The organism is Stutzerimonas sp. R40042, from assembly GCF_026642215.1.
Taxonomy (GTDB): Bacteria; Pseudomonadota; Gammaproteobacteria; order Pseudomonadales; family Pseudomonadaceae; genus Stutzerimonas; species Stutzerimonas frequens.
Map to the genome: position 1 here is coordinate 2,995,636 of NZ_CP113258.1, position 25,710 is coordinate 3,021,345.

Here is a 25,710-nt window from a genome sequence, read left to right on the forward strand (position 1 = left end):
GTCAGCCACCCAGCAAACGGCGAACCCGATCCAGGTCCTCAGCGGTGTCGACTCCGGCGGGGGGAGCTTCGACGGCATCGGCGACATGGATGCGCCGCCCATGCCAGAGCGCACGCAGCTGCTCCAGACACTCCGTATCCTCCAGCCAGCACGGGCCCCAGGACACGAAGTCGGCCAGGAAGCCGGCGCGATAGGCATAGATGCCGATGTGCCGCCGGTAAGGGACTGCGGGCGGTAGCTGGCTGCGGTCCACGGCAAAGCTGTCACGCGCCCAGGGCAGCGGCGCGCGGCTGAAGGTCAGCGCCAGGCCGTTGATATCAGAGAGCACCTTGACCACGTTGGGATTGAACAGCGCCTGCACATCTGCCAGCGGTTCGGCCAGCGTAGCGATGGCCGCCTCCGGATGCTCTGCAAGGTTGGCGGCGACCTGATCGATCACCGCTGGCGGGATCATCGGCTCGTCGCCCTGCACGTTGACCACGATGGCATCGCCAGGCAGCCCGAGCTGCTCGGCCACCTCGGCCAAACGATCGGTGCCGGAGTTATGCTCGGCGCGGGTCAGCACGACCTCTGCGCCAAACGCTGTGCAGGCATCGACGATGCGCTGATCATCGGTGGCAATCACTACACGCTGAGCCGCGCTCTTGCTCGCCTGCTCCCAGACGTGCCGGATCATCGGCTTGCCGGCGATGTCCTGCAGCGGCTTGCCGGGCAATCGGGTCGATGCGTAGCGGGCCGGAATGACGACGGTATAGGCGGTGCTCATTTGTCCAGACGCTCATCCACATCCAGGGTGCGAGCTTCGCTCTCGAGCATCACCGGGATGCCGTCACGCACGGGAAAGGCCAGGCCATCGGCCTTGCAGATCAGTTCCGACTTGTCCTCGGCGAGCTTCAACGCCCCCTTGCATAGTGGGCAGGCCAGAATGTCGAGCAGTTTGGTATCCATGCGCAGTCCTTGGAAGCGCTCGACCGCGGCGGCAGGTCGAACGGCTTAAGAGAGATCGGGCAGCAAACGCGCCAGCTGATCGTCGAACCAGGTAACGAACGCCGTGGAGGGCACGGCCTGCACCTGCAGATACGACCAACCCGGGGGTGCGAACGCCCGGCATTTCACCGCGTCCTTCTCGGTCATCACCAGTGGCAGCTCGGGGCTGAACTTCAGCTGCTCCGGGCTATAATCGGCGTGATCGGCGAAGGCGTGCGGAATCGGTCGCCAGTGTAGCGTCTCGAGCGTGTCGAAGAAACGCTGCGGGTTGCCGATACCCGCCACCGCATGCAACTGCTGGCCGGCCGGGTAGTGATCCAGCGGCCAACGTCGACCGGTACTCAGCTCGACCAGGCCAACCGGCTGAAGGCTGAACGCATACCCGTCGACGGTATCGGCGGCGGCGCCGTTGAACAGTACGGCATCCACCTCGTCAAGCCGCTCAGGCGGCTCACGCAGGGGACCGGCCGGTAGGCAGCGCCCGTTACCCAGCCCACGCGCGGCATCGATCAGCACCAGTTCGAGATCGCGCGCCAGCCGGTAGTGCTGCAAGCCGTCGTCGGAGAGGATCAGATCGAGCGGCTCCTGCTCCAGCAAAGCGCGGACGGCGCGCGCGCGATCAGGATCGATCATCAACGGAACCCCCGTACGCTGAACGATCAGCAGAGGCTCATCGCCGCAATGTTGTGCCGGGTGCTCGGCGCGAACCCGCCACGGCAGCTCCGGCGGCTTGGCACCGTAGCCGCGGCTAACGACGCCGACACGCAGCCCGCGACGTTGACAGTGTTCGATCAACCAGAGGATCAGCGGCGTCTTGCCGGTTCCGCCGACGGTGATATTGCCTACGACGACAACCGGAACAGGAGCGCGATAGGCGGTGTTCGGATCTTCGAGGAAACGCCGGCGCCTGGCTCCGACCACGCGCCGGTACAGCAGCTCCAGGGGCGCCAGCAAACGCAATGCCGGATGCCCCTGATACCAGGCACGTTGCAGCCGCTCGGCAAAGGACATCAGGGCGACGCCTGCGCCTCGACCGTGGTGATCCGCAGCTGGCCGAAGCCAAGCTTGCCAGCGGCATCCATCGCGGTGATGACAGCCTGATGCGGCGTCTTGCCGTCGGCGCTTATGATTATCGGCAACCGGTTGTCGCCGCCGGACTCCTTGCTCAGCGCAGCCATCAGCGAGTTCAGGTCGCTCTTGAGCAGCGCCTTGCCGTTGAGCGAATAATTGCCAGCCACATCGATCAGCACCTCCAGCTGGCGGACCTCAGCATCCTGCGGTGGTGTGCCGCTGGCCGCTTCCGGCAGATCGACCTTGAGCTGCGTTTCACGGGTAAAGGTGGTGGTGACCACGAAGAACAGCAGCAGGATGAACACCACATCGATCAGTGGTGCCAGCCCGATCTCCACGTTCTCCCGGGGTTTGCGACGGAATTTCACGCCTTGTCCTCACCCAGATCGACATCGCGGTCGCCCTGCACCACTTCCACCAGCTTGATCGCCTCCTGTTCCATGCCCACCACCAGTTCATCGACGCGGCGCTGCAGGAAGCGATGGAAGAACAGCGCAGGGATACCGACCATCAGGCCCGCAGCGGTGGTGATCAGGGCCTTGGCGATACCGCCCGCAAGCAGTGGCGCATTGGCCATGCCCGAGCCCATGAAGGCGCTGAAGATCTCGATCATGCCCAGCACGGTCCCGAGCAGACCAAGCAACGGCGCGATACCCGCAATGGTGCCCAGGGCATTGAGGTAGCGTTCCAGATCGTGGACGACACGGGCGGCGGCCTCCTCGATGCATTCCTTCATGATCTCGCGGCCACGCTTGGAATTGCTCAGGCCGGCGGCGAGGATCTCACCGAGCGGGGAGTCGGCACGCAGCTCCTTGAGTTTCTGGTTGCTGAGCTTCTTCTCCTTGATCCACTTCCATACCTGGCCCAGTAGATGCGGAGGCGTGACACGGCTGGGACGCAGCGTCCAGAGACGTTCAGCAACGATACCGGCGGCTGCGATGGAACACAGGATGATTGGCAGCATTATCCAGCCGCCTGCTTTGACCAGCTCCCACACGAGATGAATCCCCCTCGAAAAAGTGGCGCCACTCTAGCATAGGGTCGCTGGGTCGCCGACGGCCGCCGTTCTCATTTTTCCCGCCAGAATCGTCGCTGCGAGCGTTGCAGCTCCGGCGGCGAAAAACCGCCCAGATCGATCCGGATGGCGCCATGCAACGCGGTGTCGTAGGCCTTGATATCGAACGCCTCGAGCCGCGCGGTCACGCTCGGGTGCGGGTGGCCGAACGGATTGTGCAGACTTCGCGAGATCAGCGCGGCTTGCGCGGCCACGCCATGCAGAAACGGCTCCGACGAGGAGCTGCGGCTGCCGTGATGGGGCAGCAGCAGCCAGTGCGATGACATCTGCTGCTCACTTGCCAGCCAAGCCTGCTCGGCGGGCTGGTCGATGTCACCGGTGAGCAGGATTCGCTCACCGTTGGCCTCGATCTGCAGCACGCAGGACTGCTGGTTGCTGTCCTGCGCCGCCTGCCATTGCCACACACTGAAGTGCACATCGTTCCACTGCCAGCTGCTACCGCTTTCGCAACGTTCGGCGCCCAGATCCGGCGCGTGGCGAGACGGCTCGCCACTGACCACCCGCTCGACCCGGAGTAGCCGCTGGACCGCCTCCGCACCGCCCGAATGATCATTATCGGCATGGCTAAGCAACAGCAGGTCCAACCGGCTCGCGCCAAGGGTGCGGAGCGATGGGACCACCACCCGCTCGCCCGTATCGAAGTCGCCCTGCTTCGGCCCGGCATCGTAGAGCAGTGCATGCTCGCGGGTGCGTACAAGCACCGCCAGGCCCTGCCCTACATCCAATACCCAGACCTGCGCCCGGCCGTCTGGCACCTCCACACGAGGCGGGAAAACCAGCGGCAATAGCAGCAGCAAACCCAGCGAACGCAGCGGAATACCCGCTGGCAGCAACAGCAACAGGACGCCCACCCCGATTAACGCCAGCGCCCAGACGGGCAGGCCGACCGCAATCCAGGCGGGTTGCCAATTGGCTATCGCCGCCAGGACGTCGAACAGCAATGCCAGCGAATAGCCGACCACTGACAGCAGCGCTTCGCCAACCCCGGCCAGGGGCAGCAGCAGCGTACCAAGCAACGCGAAGGGCACGGTGAGACTCACCCAGGGTACGGCAAGCAGATTGGCCAGCGGCCCGCTCGCGCTTATCGGCAGCCCCAGGGCGAGCAACAGCGGAAGCAGGCCGAGGGTCGCCGCCCACTGCGCCCGAGTCAGGGCCTTCCACCAGCGCCATGAGCCGAGCCGCCCCGAGAACGCCAATGCCAGAACCGCCACCGCTCCAAACGACAGCCAGAACCCGGGCTGCAGTGTGACCAGGGGATCGATCAGCAGGACGCCATCGAGCGCCAGCAGCAGCGGCAACCAGACGCCCAGATGGCGAAAGCGCAACCGCCAGACAAGCACCACCGTCACCATCAGGCAGGCACGACGCACCGGCACCTCGAAACCGGCCAGCCAGCCATAGGCCAGCGCACCGCTTAACGCCAGCCCGCACGCCAAGGGCAGCCAGGGCAACCACCGCGGCCACACGCCCAGGCGAGCCAGCAACGCGACCAGACCATAGAGCAGCGCCGCCAACATGCCGATGTGCTGCCCGGAGATGACCATCAGGTGGACGGTGCCGGTATCCTGCAGCACCTGCCAGTCGCCGCGGCTCAAACCGGAATCGTCACCCACCACCAGTGCCGCGATGGCGCCCTGCCGATCGGATGCCGGAACGGCCATGAGCCGCGCCCGAAGCCGATCGCGCCATCCGTCGCTTGCCCTCGACGCCGTCAGGCGCTCACCCGCCTTGATCGTGCCGGTGGCGCCGATACGTCGCGCCAGCAACCAGGCTTCGTAGTCGAAGGAATGCGGGTTGACCATGCCATGTGGCCGTTTCAGTCGCGCCGCCAGCCGCCAGCGCTCGCCGGCTTGTAGCAGCGGACCGTCATACCAGGACAGCCGCACCTTCGATGGCAACCCGGCATGGCGCGATTGGATGTCGTCGAGCTCGAAGCGCACCACATTGCCGATACGGCTGGGCAACCCCACTACCCGCCCCTCGATCCAGAACGTGCGACCGTCCATGGACGCTGGCAACCGGTCGTCGATGGCGCTCTGGCTCTGGTAGCAGGCCCAGCTCAAGCCCAGCAGAAACAGGCCTGGCGCCACCCAGCGGACGCGCAGCAGCAGCAACAGTCCGACAGCAGCCAGCGCCGCACAGAACCACTGCGCGGGCAAGGCTGGAAGGAAGCGTGGCAGGACCAGGCCCGCGGCGAGCGCAAGCATCCATGTGCGCATTTTTTCAGACTCCAGAAATCCTTTCCGGACCGTTATCGAAGCGGGGCAATCTGTCGCAGGCGCAGATGTAATGTCACAAAACTACTGTCAGCGTCGCACCGCGATTCAAGGCATAATCGCCGGGCTGCTGCCTTCAGAGAACCTTCATGCCGCGTCGTTTTTTCAAACGCTACATGCCGCACCCCGATCGCATCAAGACTAACAAGTCTCTGCGTTTTCTCGGCGCGCTGATTCACGATCCCAATCTCTGGCATCTCAATCGACACTCGGTATCCCGCGCGATGGCGATCGGCGTGTTCTGGGCCATGATCCCGATGCCGATGCAGATGCTTGCAGCGGCCGTCTGCGCCCTGCCCTCCAGAGCCAATCTGCCGATTGCAGTGGGACTGGTCTGGCTGACCAACCCGCTGACAATGCCGCCGGTCTTCTATTGCAACTACAAGATCGGCACCTGGCTGCTGGACACTCCGGCCTCCAGCATGCCGGCCGAACTGAGCCTGGCCTGGGTGCGCTACATGCTGCAGCACAACTGGCAACCGCTGTACCTGGGTTCCCTGGTCAGCGGGCTGGTGCTGGCCGTGCTCGGCTATGTATTGACTCAGGCCTACTGGCGCTGGTGGGTCGGCCGCAGCTGGCGGCGGCGGCAGAACGGCCGTCGTTGACGGCCGAGCCGGTCATTCGTAGCGTAGGGCCTCGGCAGGCTGGGTCTGCGCGGCGCGCCAGGCCGGGTAGATCGTGGCGAGGAAACTCAGGGTAAGTGCCGCGACCGACACCAGCACCACGTCATCCAGACGCAGCTCCGAAGGCAGTGTGCTGATGAAATAGACGTCAGAGCTGAAGATGTGCTGGCCGGAGACCCTTTCCAGCCAGGCTACCAGCTCGCTGACGTTCAGCGCGCCGAGCACGCCGAGGATCACGCCGATCACGGTGCCGCTGAAGCCAATGATGCTGCCCTGAACCATGAAGATCGCCATGACCTGCCGCGGCGTCGCCCCCAGGGTCCGCAGGATGGCGATGTCGGCACGCTTGTCGGCGACCACCATGATGAGGGTGGCGATGATGTTGAACGCCGCCACCGCGACGATCAGCATCAACAACAGGCCGATCATGGTCTTTTCCATCTTCATCGCGCTGAACAGACTACCCTGGGTGTAGGACCAGTCCTCCACGCGGTAGCCTTCGCCCAGCGTGGCCTGTACCTGTGCCGCCACCTCCGGCGCACGGTAGAGGTCGTCAAGCTTGAGTCGCACGCCCTGAACCTGTTGCGGCGTCCAGCGATGGATCTGCGCGGCGTCGGCGCGATGGATCATCCCCAGACTGCCGTCCAGATCGGCGCCCACCTTGAACACCCCGACCACGTTCAGCCGCTGCATGCGCGGCGTGACGCCACCGGGGGACGAACTGACCTCTGGGACGATCAATGTCAGCTTGTCGCCCAGCTTCAGCCCGAATCTCCGCGCGGTCATCAGGCCGACAATCACGCCAAATTCTCCAGGTTTGAGTGCCTCCAGGCTACCGCCGACCAGACGCTCGCCAACGATGGATACCTGCGCCTCGGCCTGTGGATCGATGCCGCTGATCTGGATCGGTTGCATGCTGCCCTTGAACGACAGCATGCCTTCGAGCTGCGTCACCGGCGCCATGCCGACGATCTGCGGGTGTGTCGACAGACGCGCGGCAACCGCCTGCCAGTCATCCAGCGGCTGCTCGCCGATGACCGTCGCATGCGGCACCATGCCGAGAATCCGCGCGCTCATTTCACGCTGGAAGCCGTTCATCACCGAAAGGACGATGATCATCGCCAGCACGCCCAGCGCCAGGCCGATCAGCGAGGTCAGGGAAATGAACGAGATGAAATGGTTGCGCCGCTTGGCACGGGTGTAGCGGCTGCCGATGAAAACGCTGACGGGCCTGAACATCATTCGACCACCAGGCGCCCATCTTCCAGCCGCAGCACCTGATCCATCTGGGCGGCGAGCTGGCGGTCGTGAGTGACTACCAGGAAGGCGGTATGCAGCGAGGTGCTGAGTTCGAGCATCAGATCCTGAATGCCCTGCGCGGTGTGATGATCGAGGTTGCCGGTTGGCTCATCGAGCAGTACCAGCGCAGGCTCGTTGACCAGTGCCCGTGCGATGGCCACGCGCTGACGCTCACCGCCGGACAGCTCCGCAGGCTTGTGTTCCAGGCGATGGCCAAGGCCGACCCGCTGCAGCAGAGCGGAAGCTCGCTGACGCGCCTCCGGAATCGGAGTGCGTCCGATCAGCAGCGGCATGCAGACGTTTTCCAGCGCGGTGAACTCGGCAAGCAGGTGATGGAACTGATAGACGAAGCCCAGAGCCCGGTTGCGCAGCAGCCCACGGTCCTTCTCGTTGAGCGCCGACAACTCCTCACCGGCCAGCCAGACGCTGCCTTCGCTCGGCGTATCGAGCCCACCGAGTAGGTTCAGCAGCGTGCTCTTGCCCGAGCCGGAGCTGCCGACGATGGCCACGCGCTGACCGGGGAACAATTCCAGCTGGAGCCCGGACAGGACCTCCACCGATTCGGGGCCCTGCTCGTAGCGCTTGCCCAGGTTGCGGCAACTCAGCACCGCCTGCTTTTGCTCGTTCATTACCCGCTCACTCATAACGTAGCGCCTCTGCCGGCTGGGTGCGTGCGGCACGCCAAGCCGGATACAGGGTCGCGAGGAAACTCAGGATCAACGCGGCGACGCAGACCTGGATCACATCAGCTGCCATCAGCTGGGACGGCAGGTAGTCGATGAAATACACGTCGGCACTCAGGAACTTGTGCCCGATCAGCCGCTCCAGCGCGGCGATCCAGCTGCTGACATTGACGGCGGCGAACATACCGAGCAATGCGCCGACCAAGGTGCCGACCACGCCGATCACGGTGCCCTGGACCATGAAAATCGCCATGATCTGCTTCGGCGTAGCGCCCAGCGTGCGCAGGATGGCGATGTCGCCGCGCTTGTCGGTCACCACCATCACCAGCGTGGAGATGATGTTGAAGGCCGCGACCGCGACGATCAGCAGCAACAGCAGCCCGATCATCGCCTTCTCCATGCGGATCGCCTGATAGAGGTTGCCGTGGGTGCGGGTCCAGTCGCGGGAATAGAAGTCGTCGCCCAGCTGACCGGCCAGCTCCCAAGCGATACGCGGCGCCTGGAACAGATCGGCGAAACGCAGACGCAGCCCCTGCACTTGATCCGGCTGCCAGCGTTGCAAGCGCGCCATGTCGGCAATGTTGGCCAGCGCGACGTAACCGTCGATCTCGCCAGCACCGACATGAAAGATTCCGGTCACGGTGAAACGCTTCATGCGCGGGAACATCCCCGCTGGAGTCACGGTGACCTCGGGCGCCACGAAGGTGATCTTGTCGCCGACGCCGACGCCGAGTTTGGCAGCCGCCTTGTCACCGATGACGATGCCGAACTCGCCGGCCTTGAGATCATCCAGCGAGCCCTTGCGGAAGAACTGATCGATGATCGAAACCTGGCGCTCCGCCTGAGGCTCCACCGCATTGATCAGGATCTTGGTCACCTGGCCCTGATGGGTCAGCAGCCCCTGGCTCTGGATGAACGGCGCAGAGGCCAACACCTGCGCGTGCTGCTCGACGCGCGAGCCCAGCGCCTGCCAATCGTTGATCGGCGTCGGGCTTTCGATGGTCGCGTGGGGCACCATGCCCAGCACGCGGGTGCGCATTTCATGATCGAAGCCATTCATCACCGACAGCACGACGATCATCACCAGCACGCCAAGCGCGAGCCCAATCATGGAAGTCAGGGAGATGAAGGAGACGAAGAGACTGCGACGTCTGGCGCGTGTGTAGCGCGCCCCGATGTACACGGACAGCGGTCTGAACATAGATCGACGGGTTCGCTGGCGGGGAAAAACAACATGCAGCTGACGCCACCGCGGGGCCTGATACACTCTGGCCATCAACGCTACCCGGGTATCGCCATGCCGACACAAGACACTGAAGAACGCCGCGAATACTACCGTATCGAGGATCGCGTGGCACTGGAAATCATCCCGGCGAGCCAGGACCACCCCGCCGCCAGCGAGCCTCTGCCCGCGCTGTTCAACCTGCTTGGCGAGCTTCATCAGCTGGACTTCGAAGCGCAGCATTTGTTACGCCAGATTGCCGAGAGCAACCGCACGCTGGCCAACTATCTCAAGGTACAGAACAAGCGAATCGAACTGCTGGGACAGGCATTGGCGCAGGATCTGCTGAAGGATCAGAGCGCGCCGCAACCGGTTGTGCTTTCCGAAGGCGGCATCAGCTTTGCCAGCGAACAGCCGTTGACCGAAGGCGAGCTCGTCACGCTGAAGCTGGTCCTGTTGCCGCAAGGGCTTGGCCTGTTGTTACCGGCGCGGGTCATCTACTGCACCGCAATGGAGGACGGACGCTACGACATCGGCACCGAGTTCGAAGCGTTGACTGATGCACAGCGACAACTGCTTGCACGGCATATCCTGCAGAAACAGGCGTTGGAAAGGCGCCTGGCCCTGGAAAACCTGCAAGGAGAATGACCGATGCGCCGCCTGGCAACCCTGCTGTTCACGCTGACATTCAGCCCGTCACTGTTCGCCGACGAGATTCGCATACCCGTCGGTCAGCAAGGCCAGTCCGAGATGGCGCTGCCCGCCCGTGGTGACACCAAGATCAAGGTCCTGGACCGTTTCGGGCTCGCCGATGAAGAGCATCCCGCCGTTGGCCAGCCGCCGATCACCCGCTGGGATTATCGGGAATTCTCCGTATATTTCGAACGCGACCGAGTCATCAACAGCGTCCGCCACCACCAGCGCGCTCAACCACCCGTGAAGGAAGATCAACAACCGTGACACTCATCTACGGCCACCGCGGCGCCAAGGGCGAAGCTCCGGAGAACACCCTGGCGAGCTTCGAGCAATGCCTGCAGCATGGCGTACGCCGCTGCGAGCTGGACCTGCACCTATCCCGCGATGGCGAGTTGATGGTCATCCATGATCCGACGCTCAAGCGCACCACCGGTCGTCGAGGCAAGGTTGCCCAGCACGATGCAGAAGAGCTGGTGAAGTACGACGCCCGCCAGGGTGGCTCGGGCTGGAAGACACCCTGCCCCATCCCGCGCCTCAGTGAACTGTTCGAGAAGTGCGACTTCGAGCACTGGCAACTGGAAGTCAAGAGTGCTTCGCGCGATCGTGCAGCGCGCACGGTGCTGGCAATCAAGGCGCTGGCCGAGCGTTATCAGCTCAAGGAACGAATCACCGTCACCTCCAGCTCGCGGGAGGTTCTGCGGGCTCTGAATCGGCTGGCGCCGGAAATCTCGCGTGGCCTGGTAGCCGAATACAACTGGCTCGACCCGCTCAAGGTGGCCCGTCAGTACGGTTGCGATGTGCTGGCGTTGAAATGGACGCTGTGCACCCCGGAGCGCCTGGAGAAGGCAAAAAAACAGGGGCTGCATGTTTCGGTGTGGACCGTGAACGAGCCGGCGCTGATGCGGCGCCTGGCGGACTTCGGCGTGGACAGCCTGATCACCGATTATCCGGGCATCGCCGTCAGCACACTGGCTCAGGGCTGACCGACAAGCCTTGCACCCATGCTGCGATTCGACAGCGCTGGCGCTGCCGAACCGTCTCACCTGATCAGAAGCTCTCCCGGTTCGGCCAGTGCCAATCCCGGGAGTCCCAACCCTCTCCAGCCGGCTCAGGCCGCCGGCCGGAGCCGCTCAAAAAAGCCGGTTGAGCCCGTCGAACGCTGCCACCCGATAGGCTTCCGCCATGGTCGGGTAGTTGAAGGTGGTGTTGACGAAGTACTTGATGCTGTTCGCCGGCCCCTTCTGGTTCATGATCGCCTGGCCAATGTGGACGATCTCGGAGGCCTGATAACCGAAGCAGTGCACACCGAGCACCTCCAGGGTTTCGCGATGGAACAGGATCTTCAGCATGCCCACCGGCTCGAAGGAAATCTGCGCCCGCGCCATGCTCTTGAAGAACGCCTTGCCCACTTCATAGGGAATCTTCGCCTGGGTCAGTTCGCGCTCGTTCTTGCCGATCGAGCTGATCTCCGGAATGGTGTAGATGCCCGTCGGCACGTCATCGACGAAACGCCAGGAGTCATTCTCGACGATGCTGCCCGCAGCCGAGCGACCCTGATCATAGGCGGCGCTGGCCAGCGATGGCCAGCCGATCACGTCACCGGCCGCGTAGATGTTGCCGATCTCGGTGCGGTAGTGCTCATCGACCTGCACCTGACCACGGCTGTTGGCCTTGAGGCCGATGTTCTCCAAGCCGAGCTTGTCGGTATTGCCGGTACGGCCGTTGCTCCAGAGGAATGCGTCGGCCTTGATCTTCTTGCCGGACTTGAGGTGCAGGATCACGCCGTTTTCCAATCCTTCGACCCGCTCGTACTCTTCGTTATGACGAATCAGCACGTTGTTGTTGCGCAGGTGATAGCTCAACGCATCGGAAATCTCGTCGTCGAGGAAGCTGAGCAGTTGCTCTCGGTTGTCGATCAGGTCGACCAACACGCCCAACCCGCTGAAGATCGAAGCGTACTCGCAGCCGATGACGCCGGCTCCGTAGATGATCATCCGACGCGGCGTGTGGCTCAGGGTCAAGATGGTATCGCTGTCGTAAATGCGCGGGTGGTTGAAGTCGATATCGGCCGGCCGATAAGGACGGGAGCCGGTGGCGATGACGAACTGGCTGGCAACCAGCTTTTCCACCATGCCGTTAAGGCAGACCACTTCAACGCTCTGCTCGTCGGAGAAGCTGGCGGTACCGAAAAAGGTGTCGATGCGGTTGCGGGCGTAATAGCTGGTACGGGAGGTGACCTGCTTGCTGATGACTTTCTCGGCGCTTTTCAGCACGTCGGGAAAGGAGAACCAGCGCGGCTCACCGATCTGGCGGAACAGCGGATTGGTGTTGTACTGCATGATCTGCCGCACCGAATGACGCAGCGCCTTGGACGGGATGGTCCCCAGATGCGTGCAGTTACCTCCTACGAGCGGACGATTGTCAACCACGGCGACCTTGCGCCCCGCCTTCACGGCGTTGATGGCCGCGCCCTCCCCGGCGGGACCGGAACCCAGTACAACCAAATCGTAGTTATAGACCGCCATATACACTCCTGAAAACGCAGCGGAAGACGCCGCCGCTGTCAACGAATTCGCCGATGTCCAAGGACGCGAACCAGCATTGCCCGCACGCCTTCTCAGCGGGACCGACCAGGCATCTCCGCTCACGGCTGCCTGGGCGCACGAAGGGTTACATCAACGCCTGGTCGCGTCGTAGGCGAGATCGGTATTGCCCGCGTTCTTCGCCTCGTTCACTTCTTCGCATTTCTCACGGCTACCGCCACAGATGGAGCATTCCTTCTCGATGCCCAGATTGGCGATGCCCCCACAGGAGCCCGCGATGGGCTTGCGCCCCATGATCACGCCGATGGCCATACCGAGCACCACAAGCAGCATCACCAGAAAAACCAGTAACCAAGTCATTGCTCTACTCCCGCACCAGACAGCTCGTCGAAAGCCTTGGTGCTCGTTGTTGCGAAGCCTTGTCCCTCGCGCACGACGAAGAACGCAGCAATCGCATTACGCTCAGCCAGTGCCAGCCCCCGCTCGGGGCCCAGCACCATCAACGCGGTAGACAACCCGTCAGCGCGCAAAGTCGATTTATCGATGACCGTCACCGCCGCCAGGTGATGCTCGATCGGTCTGCCGCTTTTCGGGTCCAGGGTATGTGAATAACGCCGACCGTCCTGCTCGAAGTAGTTTCGATAGTCGCCGGAGGTGGATACGCCCAGACCATCGAGTTCGACGATCTTTTGCGCAACCCGCTGATCATCCCTGGGCGCTTCAATGGCTATGCGCCACGGTGCACCATCAGGCTTGCGGCCCTCAGCCTTGAGCTCCCCGGTGATTTCCACCAGGTAACTCTGGACGCCCAGCGCCTTCAAACGATCGACAACGCGATCGACGGCATAACCGGCAGCGATGCTGTTGAAGTCCAGCTGTACCGCCACCGCCTTGCACAACTGATCGCCATCGATGCGCAGATGCCGATGGCCGGTCAACGCCCGTGCGGCCTCAATATCTTCCGCCGACGGAACCTGTGTGGCGCGACCTTGCGGTCCAAAGCCCCACAGGTTGAGCAGAGGCTCGAGTGTAAGATCGAATGCGCCATCGCTGTCGGCCGATAGCTGATCGCCCGCTGCGACTAATTCGCGCACCATATCCGGCATCGGCTCACAACTACCGCCCGGCAGGGCATTGAAGCGCTCGACGTCGGAATCGCTGCGATAGGTGGAAAGCTGCTTGTCGAGGTCGGCGAGGATGGCCTCGACCTCACCCTGCAGCACGTCCTTGGCCGGAACATCGCCACTGCGCACGTACTTGATCGTATAGGTACTGCCCATGGTCGGACCGGTGAAGGCTTCGACCTTGTCCTGAAACAGACAGCCCGTCAGGGCTGTCGCGAAAGCGACAGCGATGACGGGCTGGAGAGACGCGACAGCAGTGGACCAGAGTGAAGCTCGGATCATGCTAGCCGCCGAAGTCGTCGAGCAGGATGTTCTCCGGCTCCACACCCAGGTCGGTGAGCATCTTGATGACCGAGGCATTCATCATGGGCGGGCCGCACATGTAGAACTCGCAGTCCTCCGGAGCCGGGTGGTCCTTCAGATAGTTCTCATACAGCACGTTGTGGATGAAGCCGGTCGGACCATCCCAGTTATCTTCAGGCAGCGGGTCGGACAGGGCCAGATGCCATTCGAAGTTGGGATTCTCGGCCTGAAGCTGGTCGTACTCCTCGACGTAGAACGCTTCGCGCATGGAGCGCGCACCGTACCAAAAGCTCATCTTGCGCTTGGACTTCAGACGCTTGAGCTGGTCGAAAATGTGCGAGCGCATCGGTGCCATACCCGCACCACCGCCGATGAAAACCATCTCCGCGTCGGTGTCCTTGGCGAAGAACTCACCGAACGGACCATAGACGGTGATCTTGTCGCCCGGCTTGAGGCTGAACACATAGGACGACATCTTGCCCGGCGGAATATCGTCACGACCCGGCGGCGGCGAAGCGATACGGATGTTGAACTTCACCAGGCCACGCTCTTCCGGATAGTTAGCCATGGAGTACGCACGAATCACGGTCTCGTCGCACTTCGACACGTACTTCCACTGGTCGAACTTGTCCCAGTCGCCGCGGTACTCTTCCTGAATGTCGAAATCGCGGTAACGCACTTCGTGGGGCGGGCACTCGAGCTGCACATAACCACCCGCGCGGAAGTCGACGTTCTCGCCTTCCGGCAGCTTGAGCGTCAGCTCCTTGATGAAGGTCGCAACGTTCGGGTTCGACTCGACGGTGCACTCCCACTTCTTCACGCCGAAGACTTCTTCCGGCACTTCGATCTTCATGTCTGCCTTGACCGGAGTCTGGCAGGACAGGCGCCAACCCTCGCCCGCCTCGCGGCGGGTGAAGTGCGACTCCTCGGTCGGCAGCATCTCGCCGCCACCGCTCTCGACGATGCACTTGCACTGTGCACAGGTGCCGCCGCCGCCACAGGCAGAAGAAAGGAAGATGTTGTTGGCCGCCAACGTCTGCAGCAGCTTGCCGCCGGCCGGCACGGTGATGGTTCGCTCACCGTTGATCTCGATGGACACGTCGCCGCTGGATACCAGCTTGGCGCGCGCAGCCAGGATGATCACCACCAGCGCAAGCACGATGGCGGTGAACATACCGATGGCGAGGAAAATTTCGTAACTCATCAGTTCGTTCCGTCCTTACAGCTGTACGCCAGAGAAAGACATGAAGCCCAGCGACATCAGTCCGATGGTGATGAAGGTGATACCCAACCCCTGCAGCCCATCCGGAACATCGCTGTACTTGAGCTTCTCGCGAATACCCGCCAGCAGCGCGATGGCCAGTGCCCAGGACAGGCCGGAGCCCATGCCGTACACCACGCTCTCGCCAAGGTTGTAGTCGCGCTCGACCATGAACAGCGTGCCACCCATGATGGCGCAGTTCACGGTGATCAGCGGCAAGAACACACCCAGCGCGTTGTACAGGCTGGGCACGTACTTATCGAGCGTCATCTCAAGGATCTGCACGATCGCCGCGATCACACCGATATAGCTCAGCAGACCAAGGAAGCTCAGGTCGACTTCAGGCAGGCCGGCCCAGGACAGCGCACCGGCTTTGAGCAGGTAGGTGTAGATCAGGTTGTTGGCCGGCACGGTGATTGCCTGCACCACGATAACCGCGATGCCCAGGCCGATCGCGGTTTCCACTTTCTTGGAGATCGCGATGAAGGTACACATGCCGAGGAAGAACGCCAGGGCCATGTTCTCGATGAACACGGCGCGGACGAACAGGCTGATGTAATGCTCCATTAGTAAGCCTCCTTGCTAGAGACTTGCGGCGCCATCTTGAAGGCAGGCTTCTCGACCTGCTCCTTCTTCCACGCACGAATGCCCCAGATGAACAGACCGATGAGGAAGAACGCCGAGGGCGGCAGCAACATCATGCCGTTAGGCTGGTACCAACCGCCATCGTTGACCACGGGCAGAATGGTGTAGCCCATAAGCTTGCCAGCGCCGGTCAGCTCACGAATGAAACCGAGCGCGATCAGCATGGCGCTGTAGCCCAGGCCGTTGCCGATACCGTCGAAGAACGACAGCAGCGGCGGATTCTGCATGGCAAAGGCTTCGGCACGACCCATCACGATGCAGTTGGTGATGATCAGACCGACGAACACCGACAGCTGCTTGGACAGCGAAAAGGCGTAGGCCTTGAGCACCTGATCCACCAGAATCACCAGCGACGCAATGATCACCATCTGCACGATCATGCGGATCGAGTTGGGGATCTGGCTGCGGATCATCGAAATGAACAAGTTGGAGAACGCCACCACCAACGTCAGCGCGACAGACATCACCAGCGCCGTGTTCAGGTTGGAGGTGACCGCTAGTGCCGAGCAGATTCCGAGAATCTGCAGGCCGATGGGGTTGTTGTTGAAGATCGGATTGAGCAGAACTTCTTTGACAGTGGGTTGCGACATGATCAAGCCTCCCCAGCGCGCAGATTAGCGATAAATGGACCGAAGCCGTTCTCGCCCAGCCAGAAGTGCAACAGCGCGTTGACACCATTGCTGGTCAGGGTCGCACCGGCCAGGGCATCGACCTGATGGTCGGCTTTCGGGCTCTGCGGGTCGACACCGCCCTTGACGATCTGTACGGCCAGGTCGCCGTTGTCGTCGTACAGTTCCTTGCCAGGCCACATGCCACGCCACTTCGGATTGTCGACCTCACCACCGAGGCCCGGAGTTTCGCCGTGCTGATAGAAGCCGAAGCCGGCAACGGTATTCAGATCACCCTTGACAGCCATGAAGCCATAGAGGGTGGACCACAGACCGTAACCGCGAACCGGCAGAATCAGCGTATCGATCTCGCCTTCGCCCTGAGCTTCGACGATATAGACGGTGCTGTAACGCTCACGACGCTTGATCGAAGCGATGTCCTGTTCGCTCGGCAGCGCTTTGGACAGTGCAGGATCTTTGGCCGCTGCGAGCGGATCGAAGGTCTTGGCATCGAATTCATCGCTGAACTTGCCGGTTTCCAGATTGACCAGACGAGCAACGATGCGCTCGTTGAACAGCTGCTTGACCTGATTACCGGACATGCCCGGCTCGCCGAGGCCGGCGATCGCCAGGATGCTGCGCTGCTTGTCCAGCAGGCGGTTTTCCTGCTGGGTCGGACGCAGTGCCACGGCGGCACCGGCGACGAAGATGGAGCACACCAGGCAGACCAACAGGGCTACCGTCAGCGTGCGAACGGTGGATTCTTTCTGACTAGACATTACGTGCCAGCCTCCGCTTGATATTGGCCTGAATGACGAAATGGTCAATCAGCGGCGCACACAGGTTGGCGAACAGGATCGCCAGCATCATGCCTTCAGGGAAGGCGGGGTTGACCACGCGGATCAGCACGACCATCACGCCGATCAGGGCACCGAACACCCACTTGCCGGTGTTGGTCATGGAAGCCGACACCGGGTCGGTCGCCATGAAGATCATGCCGAAGGCGAAACCGCCGACGACCATATGCCAGTACCAGGGCATGCCGAACAACGGGTTGGTGTCCGAGCCGATCAGGTTGAACAGCGTGCTCAGACCGATCATGCCCAGCATGACGCCGGAGACGATGCGCCAGGAGGCGATCTTGCTGCCGATCAGGACGACGCCACCGATGAAGATCGCCAGGGTGCTGGTTTCACCGATCGAGCCATGAATGGTGCCGACGAAGGCGTCCATCCAGGTGATGCCGCTCTGGACAACGTTCTCGATACCACCGGCGAAGCCCAGGCTCAGCGCGGTTGCACCGGCATAACCATCGACCGCGGTCCATACAGCATCACCGGACATCTGCGCCGGGTAAGCGAAGAACAGGAACGCCCGCGCGGTCAGCGCCGGGTTCAGGAAGTTCTTGCCGGTACCGCCGAAGATCTCCTTGCCGATCACCACGCCGAAGCTGATGCCTAGCGCGACCTGCCACAGCGGAATGGTCGGCGGCAGAATCAGGGCGAACAGCACGGAGGTGACGAAGAAGCCTTCGTTTACTTCATGCTTGCGGATCGAGGCGAACAGCACTTCCCAGAAACCACCGACGATGAAGGTCACCGCGTAGATGGGCAGGAAGTAAGCCGCGCCCTGGATGAAGTTGTCCCACAGGCTGTTGGGATCGAAGCCGGCCAGTGCACCGATTAGTGCGAACCGCCAGCCTTCCTGGGCAGCCAGCAGATCGGGGCTTTGCGCGTAGATCAGGTTGGCCTGATAGCCGGTGTTCCACATACCGAAGAACATCGCCGGGAAGGTGCACAACCAGACAGTGATCATCATGCGCTTGAGGTCGATGCCGTCGCGCACATGAGCGGTGGTCTTAGTGACGCTACCGGGACGATAGAGGAAGGTGTCGGCCGCTTCGTACAGTGCGTACCACTTTTCGTACTTGCCGCCTTTTTCGAAGTGATGCTCGATCTTGTCGAGGAATGCGCGAATGCCCATGCCTTAACCCTCCTTCTCGATGCGGGTCAGATTGTCCCGCAGGATCGGGCCGTATTCGTACTTGCCGGCACAGACGTAGGTGCACAGCGCCAGATCTTCTTCATCCAGTTCCAGGCAGCCGAGCTTCTGCGCCACCTCGGTGTCGCCCACGATCAGGGCGCGCAGCAGCTGGGTCGGCAGCACGTCCAGAGGCATGACCTCCTCGTAGTTGCCCACCGGCACCATGGCGCGCGGACTGCCGTTGGTGGATGTGGAGAAGGCGAACTTCTTGCCACCCATCAGCTTGGAGATATAGATGTTGAGGATCGAGTGCTTCTCCACACCGGCACGCAGGTAGTGCAGCATCTCGCGCTCTTTACCTTCGCGCAGGCACGACACCTGTTGGTGATAGCGACCAAGGTAGGCGAACGCGCCGTGAGCGGTACGACCGCCGAGCACCGAGCCTGATACGACGCGGTTGGCGCCGGGCTGCAGCTCACCGGCGGTCAGCTCGTCGAGATTGGCGCCGAGACGGGCACGAACCAGACGTGGCTGCTCGACCACCGGGCCGGCCAGGGAAACGACGCGCTCGACCGACAGACGGCCGCTGGTGAACAGCTTGCCGACCGCGATCACGTCCTGATAACCGATGGTCCAGACGCTCTTGCTGGCGCTGACCGGATCGAGGAAGTGAATGTGCGTGCCAGCCAGCCCGGCAGGATGCGGACCGTTGAAGCTTTCGACCTGAACCTTGGCCAGGGACTCGCCAGGCAGCGAGGCATTCGGCGCCTTGCACAGGAACACTTTGGCCAGGTTGCCGAGCACCTTCAGACCTGCCTCGAAGGCTTCCGCCTGTTCGGCGATGATCACCGCAGGATCAGCGGCCAACGGATGGGTATCGATGGCGGTGACGAAAATCGAGGCAGGCGTGGCATCGATCGCCGGGACCTTGCTGAACGGACGCGTGCGCAGCGCGGTCCACAGGCCGGACTGCTGCAGGTTTTCACGCACCTGCTCGCTGCTCAGACCATCCAGCTGGGCTGGAGAATAGCTCGCGAAGGTGACTTCCTCATCGCCATCGAGGTCGATGACCACCGATTGCAGCACACGCTTCTCGCCGCGATGCACCGCACTGACAACGCCGGCACCGGGCGCGGTGTAGTTTACGCCCGGCGACTTCTTGTCGGAAAAAAGGAGCTGCCCCAGCTTGACCCGATCACCGACCTGAACGGCCATGGTCGGCTTCATCGTCGGATAGTCGAAGCCAATGACCGCGACGCTGCGCACGGGCCTGCCGGCCTCGATACGCTGCGCCGGGGCACCGGCTATGGGCAGATCGAGCCCTCGTTTTATATTGATCATCGGTTTGCCTAACCACTGATTTTAGAAAGCTTTTTTTGCAGATCCAGCGGCATGGCGCAAAGTAGGATTGCGCCGCGCGCGCCAATAGGTTATTGGCGCGACACCATGTCGCGGACCCAGGTAAAAAATCCGCCCGATTATAGAGGTCGCGCACCTTGACTGACCACCCAAGCATTGCGGATTTTTGACTCGAAACAAGAGAAGCAAAAATACCGAAGCACGGTGGCGGGTCGGGCGGGCGACGGCTCAGGCTAGCCCGGTCGCAACACGAGACCAGCCGTCCAGAAAATGAAAAACGGGAGCCGAGGCTCCCGTTATTTGTCACTTCCCGCAGCGCTTAACGCGGGAAGGCTGGCGGGTTGACCCCGGCCATGTCCTCCATCACGCGCACGACCTGGCAGCTGTAACCGAACTCATTGTCGTACCAGACGTACAGCACGACGCGGTTGTCGTTGCAGATGGTCGCCTCGGCGTCCACTACGCCGGCATGACGCGAACCGACGAAATCAGTGGATACAACTTCCTGCGAGTTGACGAAGTCGATCTGCTTCTGCAGGTCAGAGTGCATGGCCATCTGGCGCAGGTACTCATTGATCTCGTCACGGCTGGTGGCTTTCTCGAGGTTCAGGTTGAGGATGGCCATGGACACGTTCGGCGTCGGCACGCGGATGGCGTTGCCGGTCAGCTTGCCCTTGAGCACCGGCAGCGCCTTGGCGGCTGCAGTGGCGGCACCGGTCTCGGTGATGACCATGTTCAGCGCGGCGCTACGACCACGACGACTGCCCTTGTGGAAGTTGTCGATCAGGTTCTGGTCGTTGGTGTAGGAATGCACGGTCTCGACGTGACCGTTGACGATACCGTACTGATCGTTCACCGCCTTGAGCACCGGCACGATGGCGTTGGTGGTGCAGGACGCGGCAGAGATGATCTTGTCGTCGGCGGTGATGTCGCCATGGTTGATGCCATGCACGATGTTCTTCAGCTCACCCTTGCCTGGCGCGGTCAATACGACGCGAGCGACGCCCGGGCACTTGAGGTGCTGACCCAGACCTTCGGCGTCGCGCCACTTGCCGGTGTTGTCCACCAGCAGTGCATTCTCGATGCCGTACTGGGTGTAGTCGACCGAGGCCGGATCGTTGGAGTAGATCACCTGGATCAGATTGCCGTTGGCGGTGATGGTGTTGTTCTCTTCATCGATGGTGATGGTGCCATCGAAAGGACCATGCACCGAGTCGCGACGCAGCAGGCTGGCGCGCTTGACCAGATCGTTGTCGGCGCCCTTGCGCACGACGATGGCACGCAGGCGCAGGCCGTCGCCACCACCGGTCTTCTCGATCAGGATGCGCGCCAGCAGCCGGCCGATGCGGCCGAAGCCGTACAACACGACGTCAGTGCCCTTGTGCCCGGTAGCCGCGTGACGCTTGTCGGCGACCTCGGCCAGCTCCTCGCGCACGAACTGCTCGAGGCTGCGGCCGTTGCCGGCTTCCTTGTACTTGGCGACCAGCTTGCCGAGATCGACCGAGGCGGCGCCGAGGTTCATCTCGCTCATGGTCTTGAGGATCTGGAAGGTGTCATGCACCGACAGCTCGGTTTCGTCGGCGATGCGGTGACGGGCGAAACGGTGCGCCTTGAGGATGGCGATCACCGAACGGTTGATCAGGCCACGACCGTAGATCGAAGTCACCACGTTGTTGTTGCGATACAGCTGACCAATCAGCGGAATCATCGCTTCGGCGAGGGCTTCGCGGTCAATCCATTCACCAAGACACTGGTCGGGCTTCTGAGTCACGGGCAGTTCCTTCCAACATGTAGGGGCTGAGAAAAGGGGCTACATTATGACGGCGCACCCTAGCGCCGGCAATCTGCAGCGGACGAAACACTGACAGCCGAGCACCTCGATAGTTACAATCCCGGCGGCCTATTTTTTGATCGGAGCCACGCCCACTCGTGTCCGTCTTGCGCCTTCCCCCTCTGCCTGCCGCCAGCGGCAAGCAACACTGGGGCAATCTTCCAGGAGCCGCGCTGAGCCTGGCGATTGCCGAAGCAGCCAACAACGCCGAACGCTTCACGCTCCTCCTCACCGCCGACAGCCAGAGCGCCGAGCGCCTGCAGGAAGAGCTCGCCTTCTTCGCCCCGGAGCTGCCGGTTCTGCATTTTCCGGATTGGGAAACGCTGCCCTACGACCTGTTTTCGCCGCACCAGGACATCGTTTCCCAGCGCATCGCCACGCTCTACCAGCTGCCAGAGCTGAGCCATGGCGTACTGGTAGTGCCGATCACCACAGCCCTACACAGGCTGGCGCCGAAGCGCTTTCTGCTCGGTTCGAGCCTGGTATTGGATGTGGGGCAGAAGCTGGATGTCGAGCAGATGCGCCTGCGTCTGGAAGCGGCCGGTTATCGCTGCGTGGACACGGTCTACGAACATGGCGAGTTTGCCGTGCGGGGCGCGTTGATCGATCTGTTCCCCATGGGCAGCGCCCTGCCCTACCGCATCGACCTGTTCGATGACGAGATCGAAACCCTGCGCACCTTCGATCCAGAGAATCAGCGTTCCATCGACAAGGTGGAGTCGATCCGCCTGCTGCCGGCCCGGGAATTTCCGCTGAAGAAGGAAGCGGTCACCGGCTTCCGCGCACGTTTCCGCGAGCGTTTCGACGTCGATTTCCGCCGCTGCCCGATCTACCAGGACCTGTCCACCGGCATCACGCCTGCCGGTATCGAATACTACCTGCCGCTCTTCTATGAGGAGACGGCGACCCTCTTCGACTATCTGCCCGAAGACAGCCAGGTGTTCTCCCTGCCCGGCATCGAGCAGGCCGCCGAGCAGTTCTGGAACGACGTGCGCAATCGCTACGAGGAGCGCCGCGTCGATCCTGAGCGTCCGCTGCTGCCGCCGGCCGAGCTGTTCATGCCGGTGGAAGACTGCTTCGCCCGACTGAAGCTGTGGCCGCGGGTGGTTGCCAGCCAGCAGGACGTGGAACCGGGTATCGGCCGCGAGCGCTTCCCTGCGCAGCCCCTGCCGGAACTGGCGATCGAATCCAAGGCCAGCGAGCCACTGGGCAAGCTGCGCCAGTTCCTCGACGGCTTTCCGGGGCGCGTGCTGTTCACCGCCGAGTCCGCCGGGCGCCGCGAAGTGCTGCTGGAGCTGCTGGCGCGCCTGAAGCTGCGCCCGCAGGAAGTCGAAGGCTGGGACGGGTTCCTCGCCAGCGAGGAGCGGCTGGCGATCGCCATCGCCCCGCTCGACGAAGGCTTGCTGCTGAACGAAGTCGCCCTGGTCGCGGAAAGCCCGCTGTTCGGCCAGCGCGTCATGCAACGCCGGCGGCGTGAGAAGAGTCGCGACGGCGGCGACAACGTCATCAAGAACCTTACCGAGCTGCGCGAAGGCGCACCGGTGGTGCATATCGATCACGGGGTCGGCCGCTATCAGGGGCTGGTCACCCTGGAAATCGAAGGCCAGGCACAGGAATTCCTCCTGCTGCAGTACGCCGACGAGGCCAAGCTCTACGTGCCGGTCGCCAGCCTGCATCTGATCGCCCGCTATACCGGCAGCGACGACGCCCTGGCGCCACTGCACAAGCTCGGCTCGGAAACCTGGCAGAAAGCCAAGCGCAAGGCCGCCGAGCAGGTGCGCGACGTGGCTGCAGAACTGCTCGACATCTACGCCCGCCGCGCCGCGCGCCAGGGCTATGCCTTCAAGGACCCGCAGGTCGACTACGAAACCTTCGCCGCCGGCTTCCCCTTCGAGGAAACGCCAGACCAGCAGGCCGCCATCGACGCGGTGCGCGAGGACCTGCTCTCGGCCAAGCCGATGGACCGTCTGGTCTGCGGCGACGTCGGCTTCGGCAAGACCGAAGTCGCCATGCGCGCCGCCTTTATCGCCGTGCATGGCGGCAAACAGGTCGGCGTACTGGTACCGACCACCCTGCTCGCCCAGCAGCACTACAACAGCTTCCGCGACCGCTTCGCCGACTGGCCGGTACGGGTCGAGGTGATGAGCCGTTTCAAGTCGGCCAAGGAAGTGCAGAACGCCATCACCGAGTTGGCTGAAGGCAAGATCGACATCCTCATCGGCACCCACAAGCTGCTGCAGGACGACGTCAAGTTCAGCAACCTGGGCCTGGTCATCATCGACGAGGAACATCGCTTCGGAGTACGCCAGAAGGAGCAGCTCAAGGCGCTGCGCAGCGAGGTGGACATCCTCACCCTGACCGCCACGCCGATTCCGCGCACGCTGAACATGTCCATCGCCGGCATGCGCGACCTGTCGATCATCGCCACGCCACCGGCGCGCCGGCTGTCGGTGCGCACCTTCGTCATGGAGGCCAACAACCCGACCATCAAGGAAGCGCTGCTGCGCGAGCTGCTGCGTGGCGGCCAGGTCTATTACCTGCACAACGACGTCAAGACCATCGAGAAGTGCGCCGCCGACCTGCAGGCACTGGTACCCGAGGCACGCATCGCCATCGGCCACGGACAGATGCGCGAACGCGACCTCGAGCAGGTGATGAGCGACTTCTACCACAAGCGCTTCAACGTGCTGGTGGCCTCGACCATCATCGAAACCGGCATCGATGTGCCCAGTGCCAACACCATCATCATCGAGCGCGCCGACAAGTTCGGCCTGGCCCAGCTGCACCAGCTGCGCGGCCGCGTCGGCCGTAGCCATCACCAGGCCTATGCCTATCTGCTCACCCCACCGCGCAAGGCCATGACCGATGATGCGCAGAAGCGTCTGGAAGCCATCGCCAACGCCCAGGACCTCGGGGCCGGCTTCGTCCTGGCCACCCACGACCTGGAGATCCGCGGTGCCGGCGAGCTGCTCGGCGAAGGCCAGAGCGGGCAGATCCAGGCCGTCGGCTTCACCCTCTACATGGAGATGCTCGAGCGCGCGGTCAAGGCCATCCGCAAGGGCGAACAGCCAAACCTGGAGCAGCCGCTCGGTGGCGGCCCGGAAATCAACCTGCGCCTACCGGCACTGATCCCCGAGGACTATCTGCCGGACGTGCATGCGCGCCTGATTCTTTACAAGCGCATCGCCAACGCCGCCGATGAGGACGGCCTGAAGGAACTGCAGGTTGAGATGATCGACCGCTTCGGCCTGCTGCCCGAACCGACCAAGAACCTGGTGCGCCTGACCCTGCTCAAGCTGCAGGCCGAAAAGCTGGGCATCACCAAGATCGACGCCGGCCCGCAAGGCGGACGCATCGAGTTCTCGGCCGACACCTCGGTCGATCCAATGGTGCTGATCAAACTGATCCAGAGCCAGCCGAACCGCTACAAGTTCGAAGGCGCCACGCTGTTCAAATTCCAGGTGCCCATGGAGCGTCCCGAGGAGCGCTTCAACACCCTGGAAGCGCTGCTTGAGCGGCTGGCGCCCAACGAGCAAGGTTCCTAGATGCCGCGTCGCTATCTGGCCCTGTTGTTATTGTGGCTGGCGCCGCAGGTGCACGCCGAGGCGCTGTATCGCGTCGAGCTGATCCTATTCCGCCACGCCACGCCGCTGGAGGCCAGCCAGCACGCGCCTTACGACTGGACGCGGCAAGCCCGGCCGCTGGAGCGCCGCGCCGAGCGGCAGCCGGCGCTGGAGCACATCGCCGCCCGGCTGACCCCGGAACAGGGTTATCAGGTGCTGCTGCACCGCGCCTGGCAACAGCCGGTCAGCGACGACGGCCCGGCCATCGCCATTCACCAGGGCCAGCGCCACTTCGAGCACTATCCGATCCAGGGCACGCTGAAGCTGCGACCGGGCCGCTACATGCAGACGGACATGACGTTCTGGGTCAACCGCTTCGGCGGGTACGGCCAGCTGCTCGCCAGCGAACGCCTGACACAGCGGGTCCGCCTGGTACCCGGCCGGCTGACCTACATCGATCACGACAGCCTCGGGCTGCTGATCGAGCTCAGGCGGCTATGAGCCTGTCGCCTTTGCGCCCCGCCGGAGCGGCTGGCCGGCGGCGGCATCGCATCCCTG

25 protein-coding genes are annotated in these 25,710 nt (G+C 62.8%); 6 read left to right on the plus strand and 19 right to left on the minus strand.

Annotation, left to right across the window (positions count from 1 at the left end; all coding sequences use genetic code 11):
* Position 1 precedes the first annotated feature (1 nt).
* From kdsB to OUY36_RS14130, 6 genes are all read right to left on the minus strand, one after another.
* Complete coding sequence (gene kdsB / locus OUY36_RS14105; protein WP_267934787.1) at positions 2-766, minus strand: 3-deoxy-manno-octulosonate cytidylyltransferase; 765 nt, start codon at positions 764-766, stop codon at positions 2-4.
* Positions 763-948 (minus strand): Trm112 family protein, encoded by a 186-nt coding sequence (locus OUY36_RS14110; protein WP_267934788.1) that lies wholly within the window; start codon positions 946-948, stop codon positions 763-765. Before OUY36_RS14110 ends, kdsB begins: the two co-directional genes overlap by 4 nt.
* 45 nt (positions 949-993) lie before the next feature.
* A complete protein-coding gene (lpxK, locus tag OUY36_RS14115) occupies positions 994-1,998 on the minus strand; it encodes a tetraacyldisaccharide 4'-kinase (RefSeq protein WP_267934789.1) in 1,005 nt (334 codons plus the stop codon).
* Positions 1,998-2,426 (minus strand): ExbD/TolR family protein, encoded by a 429-nt coding sequence (locus OUY36_RS14120; RefSeq protein WP_063539898.1) that lies wholly within the window; start codon positions 2,424-2,426, stop codon positions 1,998-2,000. The genes lpxK and OUY36_RS14120 overlap by 1 nt, the downstream gene beginning before the upstream one ends.
* On the minus strand, positions 2,423-3,055 hold the full coding sequence (locus OUY36_RS14125) for a MotA/TolQ/ExbB proton channel family protein (RefSeq protein WP_063539899.1): 633 nt from the start codon (positions 3,053-3,055) through the stop codon (positions 2,423-2,425). The genes OUY36_RS14120 and OUY36_RS14125 overlap by 4 nt, the downstream gene beginning before the upstream one ends.
* A gap of 71 nt (positions 3,056-3,126) precedes the next feature.
* Positions 3,127-5,352 (minus strand): DNA internalization-related competence protein ComEC/Rec2, encoded by a 2,226-nt coding sequence (locus tag OUY36_RS14130; RefSeq protein WP_267934791.1) that lies wholly within the window; start codon positions 5,350-5,352, stop codon positions 3,127-3,129.
* Positions 5,353-5,498: 146 nt separating this feature from the next.
* On the opposite strand from OUY36_RS14130, the gene OUY36_RS14135 reads away from it, so the two are divergent.
* Positions 5,499-6,014, plus strand: coding sequence for a DUF2062 domain-containing protein (locus OUY36_RS14135; protein ID WP_063539900.1), 516 nt, complete (start codon positions 5,499-5,501; stop codon positions 6,012-6,014).
* 12 nt (positions 6,015-6,026) lie between these two features.
* Here OUY36_RS14135 and OUY36_RS14140 read toward each other — a convergent pair whose 3' ends face one another.
* The 3 genes from OUY36_RS14140 to OUY36_RS14150 are packed head-to-tail and all read right to left on the minus strand — an operon-like array spanning position 6,027 to position 9,215.
* Positions 6,027-7,271, minus strand: a complete 1,245-nt coding sequence (locus OUY36_RS14140; RefSeq protein ID WP_267938178.1) for a lipoprotein-releasing ABC transporter permease subunit — start codon at positions 7,269-7,271, stop codon at positions 6,027-6,029.
* A complete protein-coding gene (lolD, locus tag OUY36_RS14145) occupies positions 7,271-7,960 on the minus strand; it encodes a lipoprotein-releasing ABC transporter ATP-binding protein LolD (RefSeq protein WP_063539901.1) in 690 nt (229 codons plus the stop codon). Before lolD ends, OUY36_RS14140 begins: the two co-directional genes overlap by 1 nt.
* Before the next feature lie 7 nt (positions 7,961-7,967).
* Positions 7,968-9,215 carry a lipoprotein-releasing ABC transporter permease subunit gene (locus tag OUY36_RS14150; protein ID WP_267934792.1) on the minus strand — a complete coding sequence of 416 codons (1,248 nt, stop codon included), beginning with the start codon at positions 9,213-9,215 and terminating at the stop codon, positions 7,968-7,970.
* Positions 9,216-9,248: 33 nt separating this feature from the next.
* Between OUY36_RS14150 and OUY36_RS14155 the strand changes: the two genes are divergently transcribed.
* From OUY36_RS14155 to OUY36_RS14165, 3 genes are read left to right on the plus strand one after another with little or no spacing between them, the layout of a single operon-like run.
* Positions 9,249-9,884: a PilZ domain-containing protein gene (locus OUY36_RS14155; protein WP_081253726.1), complete on the plus strand. Its 636-nt coding sequence runs from the start codon at positions 9,249-9,251 to the stop codon at positions 9,882-9,884.
* Between the two features lie 3 nt (positions 9,885-9,887).
* A complete protein-coding gene (locus OUY36_RS14160) occupies positions 9,888-10,196 on the plus strand; it encodes a phosphodiesterase (protein WP_230726389.1) in 309 nt (102 codons plus the stop codon).
* Positions 10,193-10,915, plus strand: a complete 723-nt coding sequence (locus OUY36_RS14165) for a glycerophosphodiester phosphodiesterase (protein WP_267934793.1) — start codon at positions 10,193-10,195, stop codon at positions 10,913-10,915. Before OUY36_RS14160 ends, OUY36_RS14165 begins: the two co-directional genes overlap by 4 nt.
* Positions 10,916-11,062: 147 nt before the next feature.
* Here OUY36_RS14165 and sthA read toward each other — a convergent pair whose 3' ends face one another.
* From sthA to OUY36_RS14215, 10 genes are all read right to left on the minus strand, one after another.
* Positions 11,063-12,457 (minus strand): Si-specific NAD(P)(+) transhydrogenase, encoded by a 1,395-nt coding sequence (sthA, locus tag OUY36_RS14170; protein ID WP_003299651.1) that lies wholly within the window; start codon positions 12,455-12,457, stop codon positions 11,063-11,065.
* A gap of 150 nt (positions 12,458-12,607) precedes the next feature.
* Positions 12,608-12,835, minus strand: a complete 228-nt coding sequence (nqrM, locus tag OUY36_RS14175) for a (Na+)-NQR maturation NqrM (RefSeq protein ID WP_200595489.1) — start codon at positions 12,833-12,835, stop codon at positions 12,608-12,610.
* Positions 12,832-13,755: an FAD:protein FMN transferase gene (locus OUY36_RS14180; RefSeq protein WP_267938179.1), complete on the minus strand. Its 924-nt coding sequence runs from the start codon at positions 13,753-13,755 to the stop codon at positions 12,832-12,834. Before OUY36_RS14180 ends, nqrM begins: the two co-directional genes overlap by 4 nt.
* A 127-nt stretch (positions 13,756-13,882) precedes the next feature.
* The gene (gene nqrF / locus OUY36_RS14185) at positions 13,883-15,109 is read right to left on the minus strand and encodes an NADH:ubiquinone reductase (Na(+)-transporting) subunit F (protein ID WP_174214587.1); all 1,227 of its coding nucleotides are present in this window, start codon (positions 15,107-15,109) and stop codon (positions 13,883-13,885) included.
* 12 nt (positions 15,110-15,121) lie between these two features.
* The gene (gene nqrE / locus OUY36_RS14190) at positions 15,122-15,730 is read right to left on the minus strand and encodes an NADH:ubiquinone reductase (Na(+)-transporting) subunit E (protein ID WP_014820916.1); all 609 of its coding nucleotides are present in this window, start codon (positions 15,728-15,730) and stop codon (positions 15,122-15,124) included.
* Positions 15,730-16,404, minus strand: a complete 675-nt coding sequence (locus OUY36_RS14195; protein ID WP_174214559.1) for an NADH:ubiquinone reductase (Na(+)-transporting) subunit D — start codon at positions 16,402-16,404, stop codon at positions 15,730-15,732. Before OUY36_RS14195 ends, nqrE begins: the two co-directional genes overlap by 1 nt.
* Positions 16,401-17,195 carry a Na(+)-translocating NADH-quinone reductase subunit C gene (locus OUY36_RS14200; RefSeq protein ID WP_102840154.1) on the minus strand — a complete coding sequence of 265 codons (795 nt, stop codon included), beginning with the start codon at positions 17,193-17,195 and terminating at the stop codon, positions 16,401-16,403. Before OUY36_RS14200 ends, OUY36_RS14195 begins: the two co-directional genes overlap by 4 nt.
* Positions 17,188-18,399, minus strand: a complete 1,212-nt coding sequence (locus OUY36_RS14205) for an NADH:ubiquinone reductase (Na(+)-transporting) subunit B (RefSeq protein WP_102840153.1) — start codon at positions 18,397-18,399, stop codon at positions 17,188-17,190. Before OUY36_RS14205 ends, OUY36_RS14200 begins: the two co-directional genes overlap by 8 nt.
* A gap of 3 nt (positions 18,400-18,402) precedes the next feature.
* The gene (locus tag OUY36_RS14210) at positions 18,403-19,740 is read right to left on the minus strand and encodes a Na(+)-translocating NADH-quinone reductase subunit A (RefSeq protein WP_156243744.1); all 1,338 of its coding nucleotides are present in this window, start codon (positions 19,738-19,740) and stop codon (positions 18,403-18,405) included.
* Positions 19,741-20,077: 337 nt separating this feature from the next.
* Positions 20,078-21,529 (minus strand): glyceraldehyde-3-phosphate dehydrogenase, encoded by a 1,452-nt coding sequence (locus OUY36_RS14215; RefSeq protein WP_084904578.1) that lies wholly within the window; start codon positions 21,527-21,529, stop codon positions 20,078-20,080.
* 158 nt (positions 21,530-21,687) lie between these two features.
* On the opposite strand from OUY36_RS14215, the gene mfd reads away from it, so the two are divergent.
* Positions 21,688-25,134 (plus strand): transcription-repair coupling factor, encoded by a 3,447-nt coding sequence (mfd, locus tag OUY36_RS14220; RefSeq protein WP_267934794.1) that lies wholly within the window; start codon positions 21,688-21,690, stop codon positions 25,132-25,134.
* A complete protein-coding gene (locus OUY36_RS14225) occupies positions 25,135-25,653 on the plus strand; it encodes a peptidoglycan binding protein CsiV (protein WP_110776477.1) in 519 nt (172 codons plus the stop codon).
* Positions 25,654-25,710 lie beyond the last annotated feature (57 nt).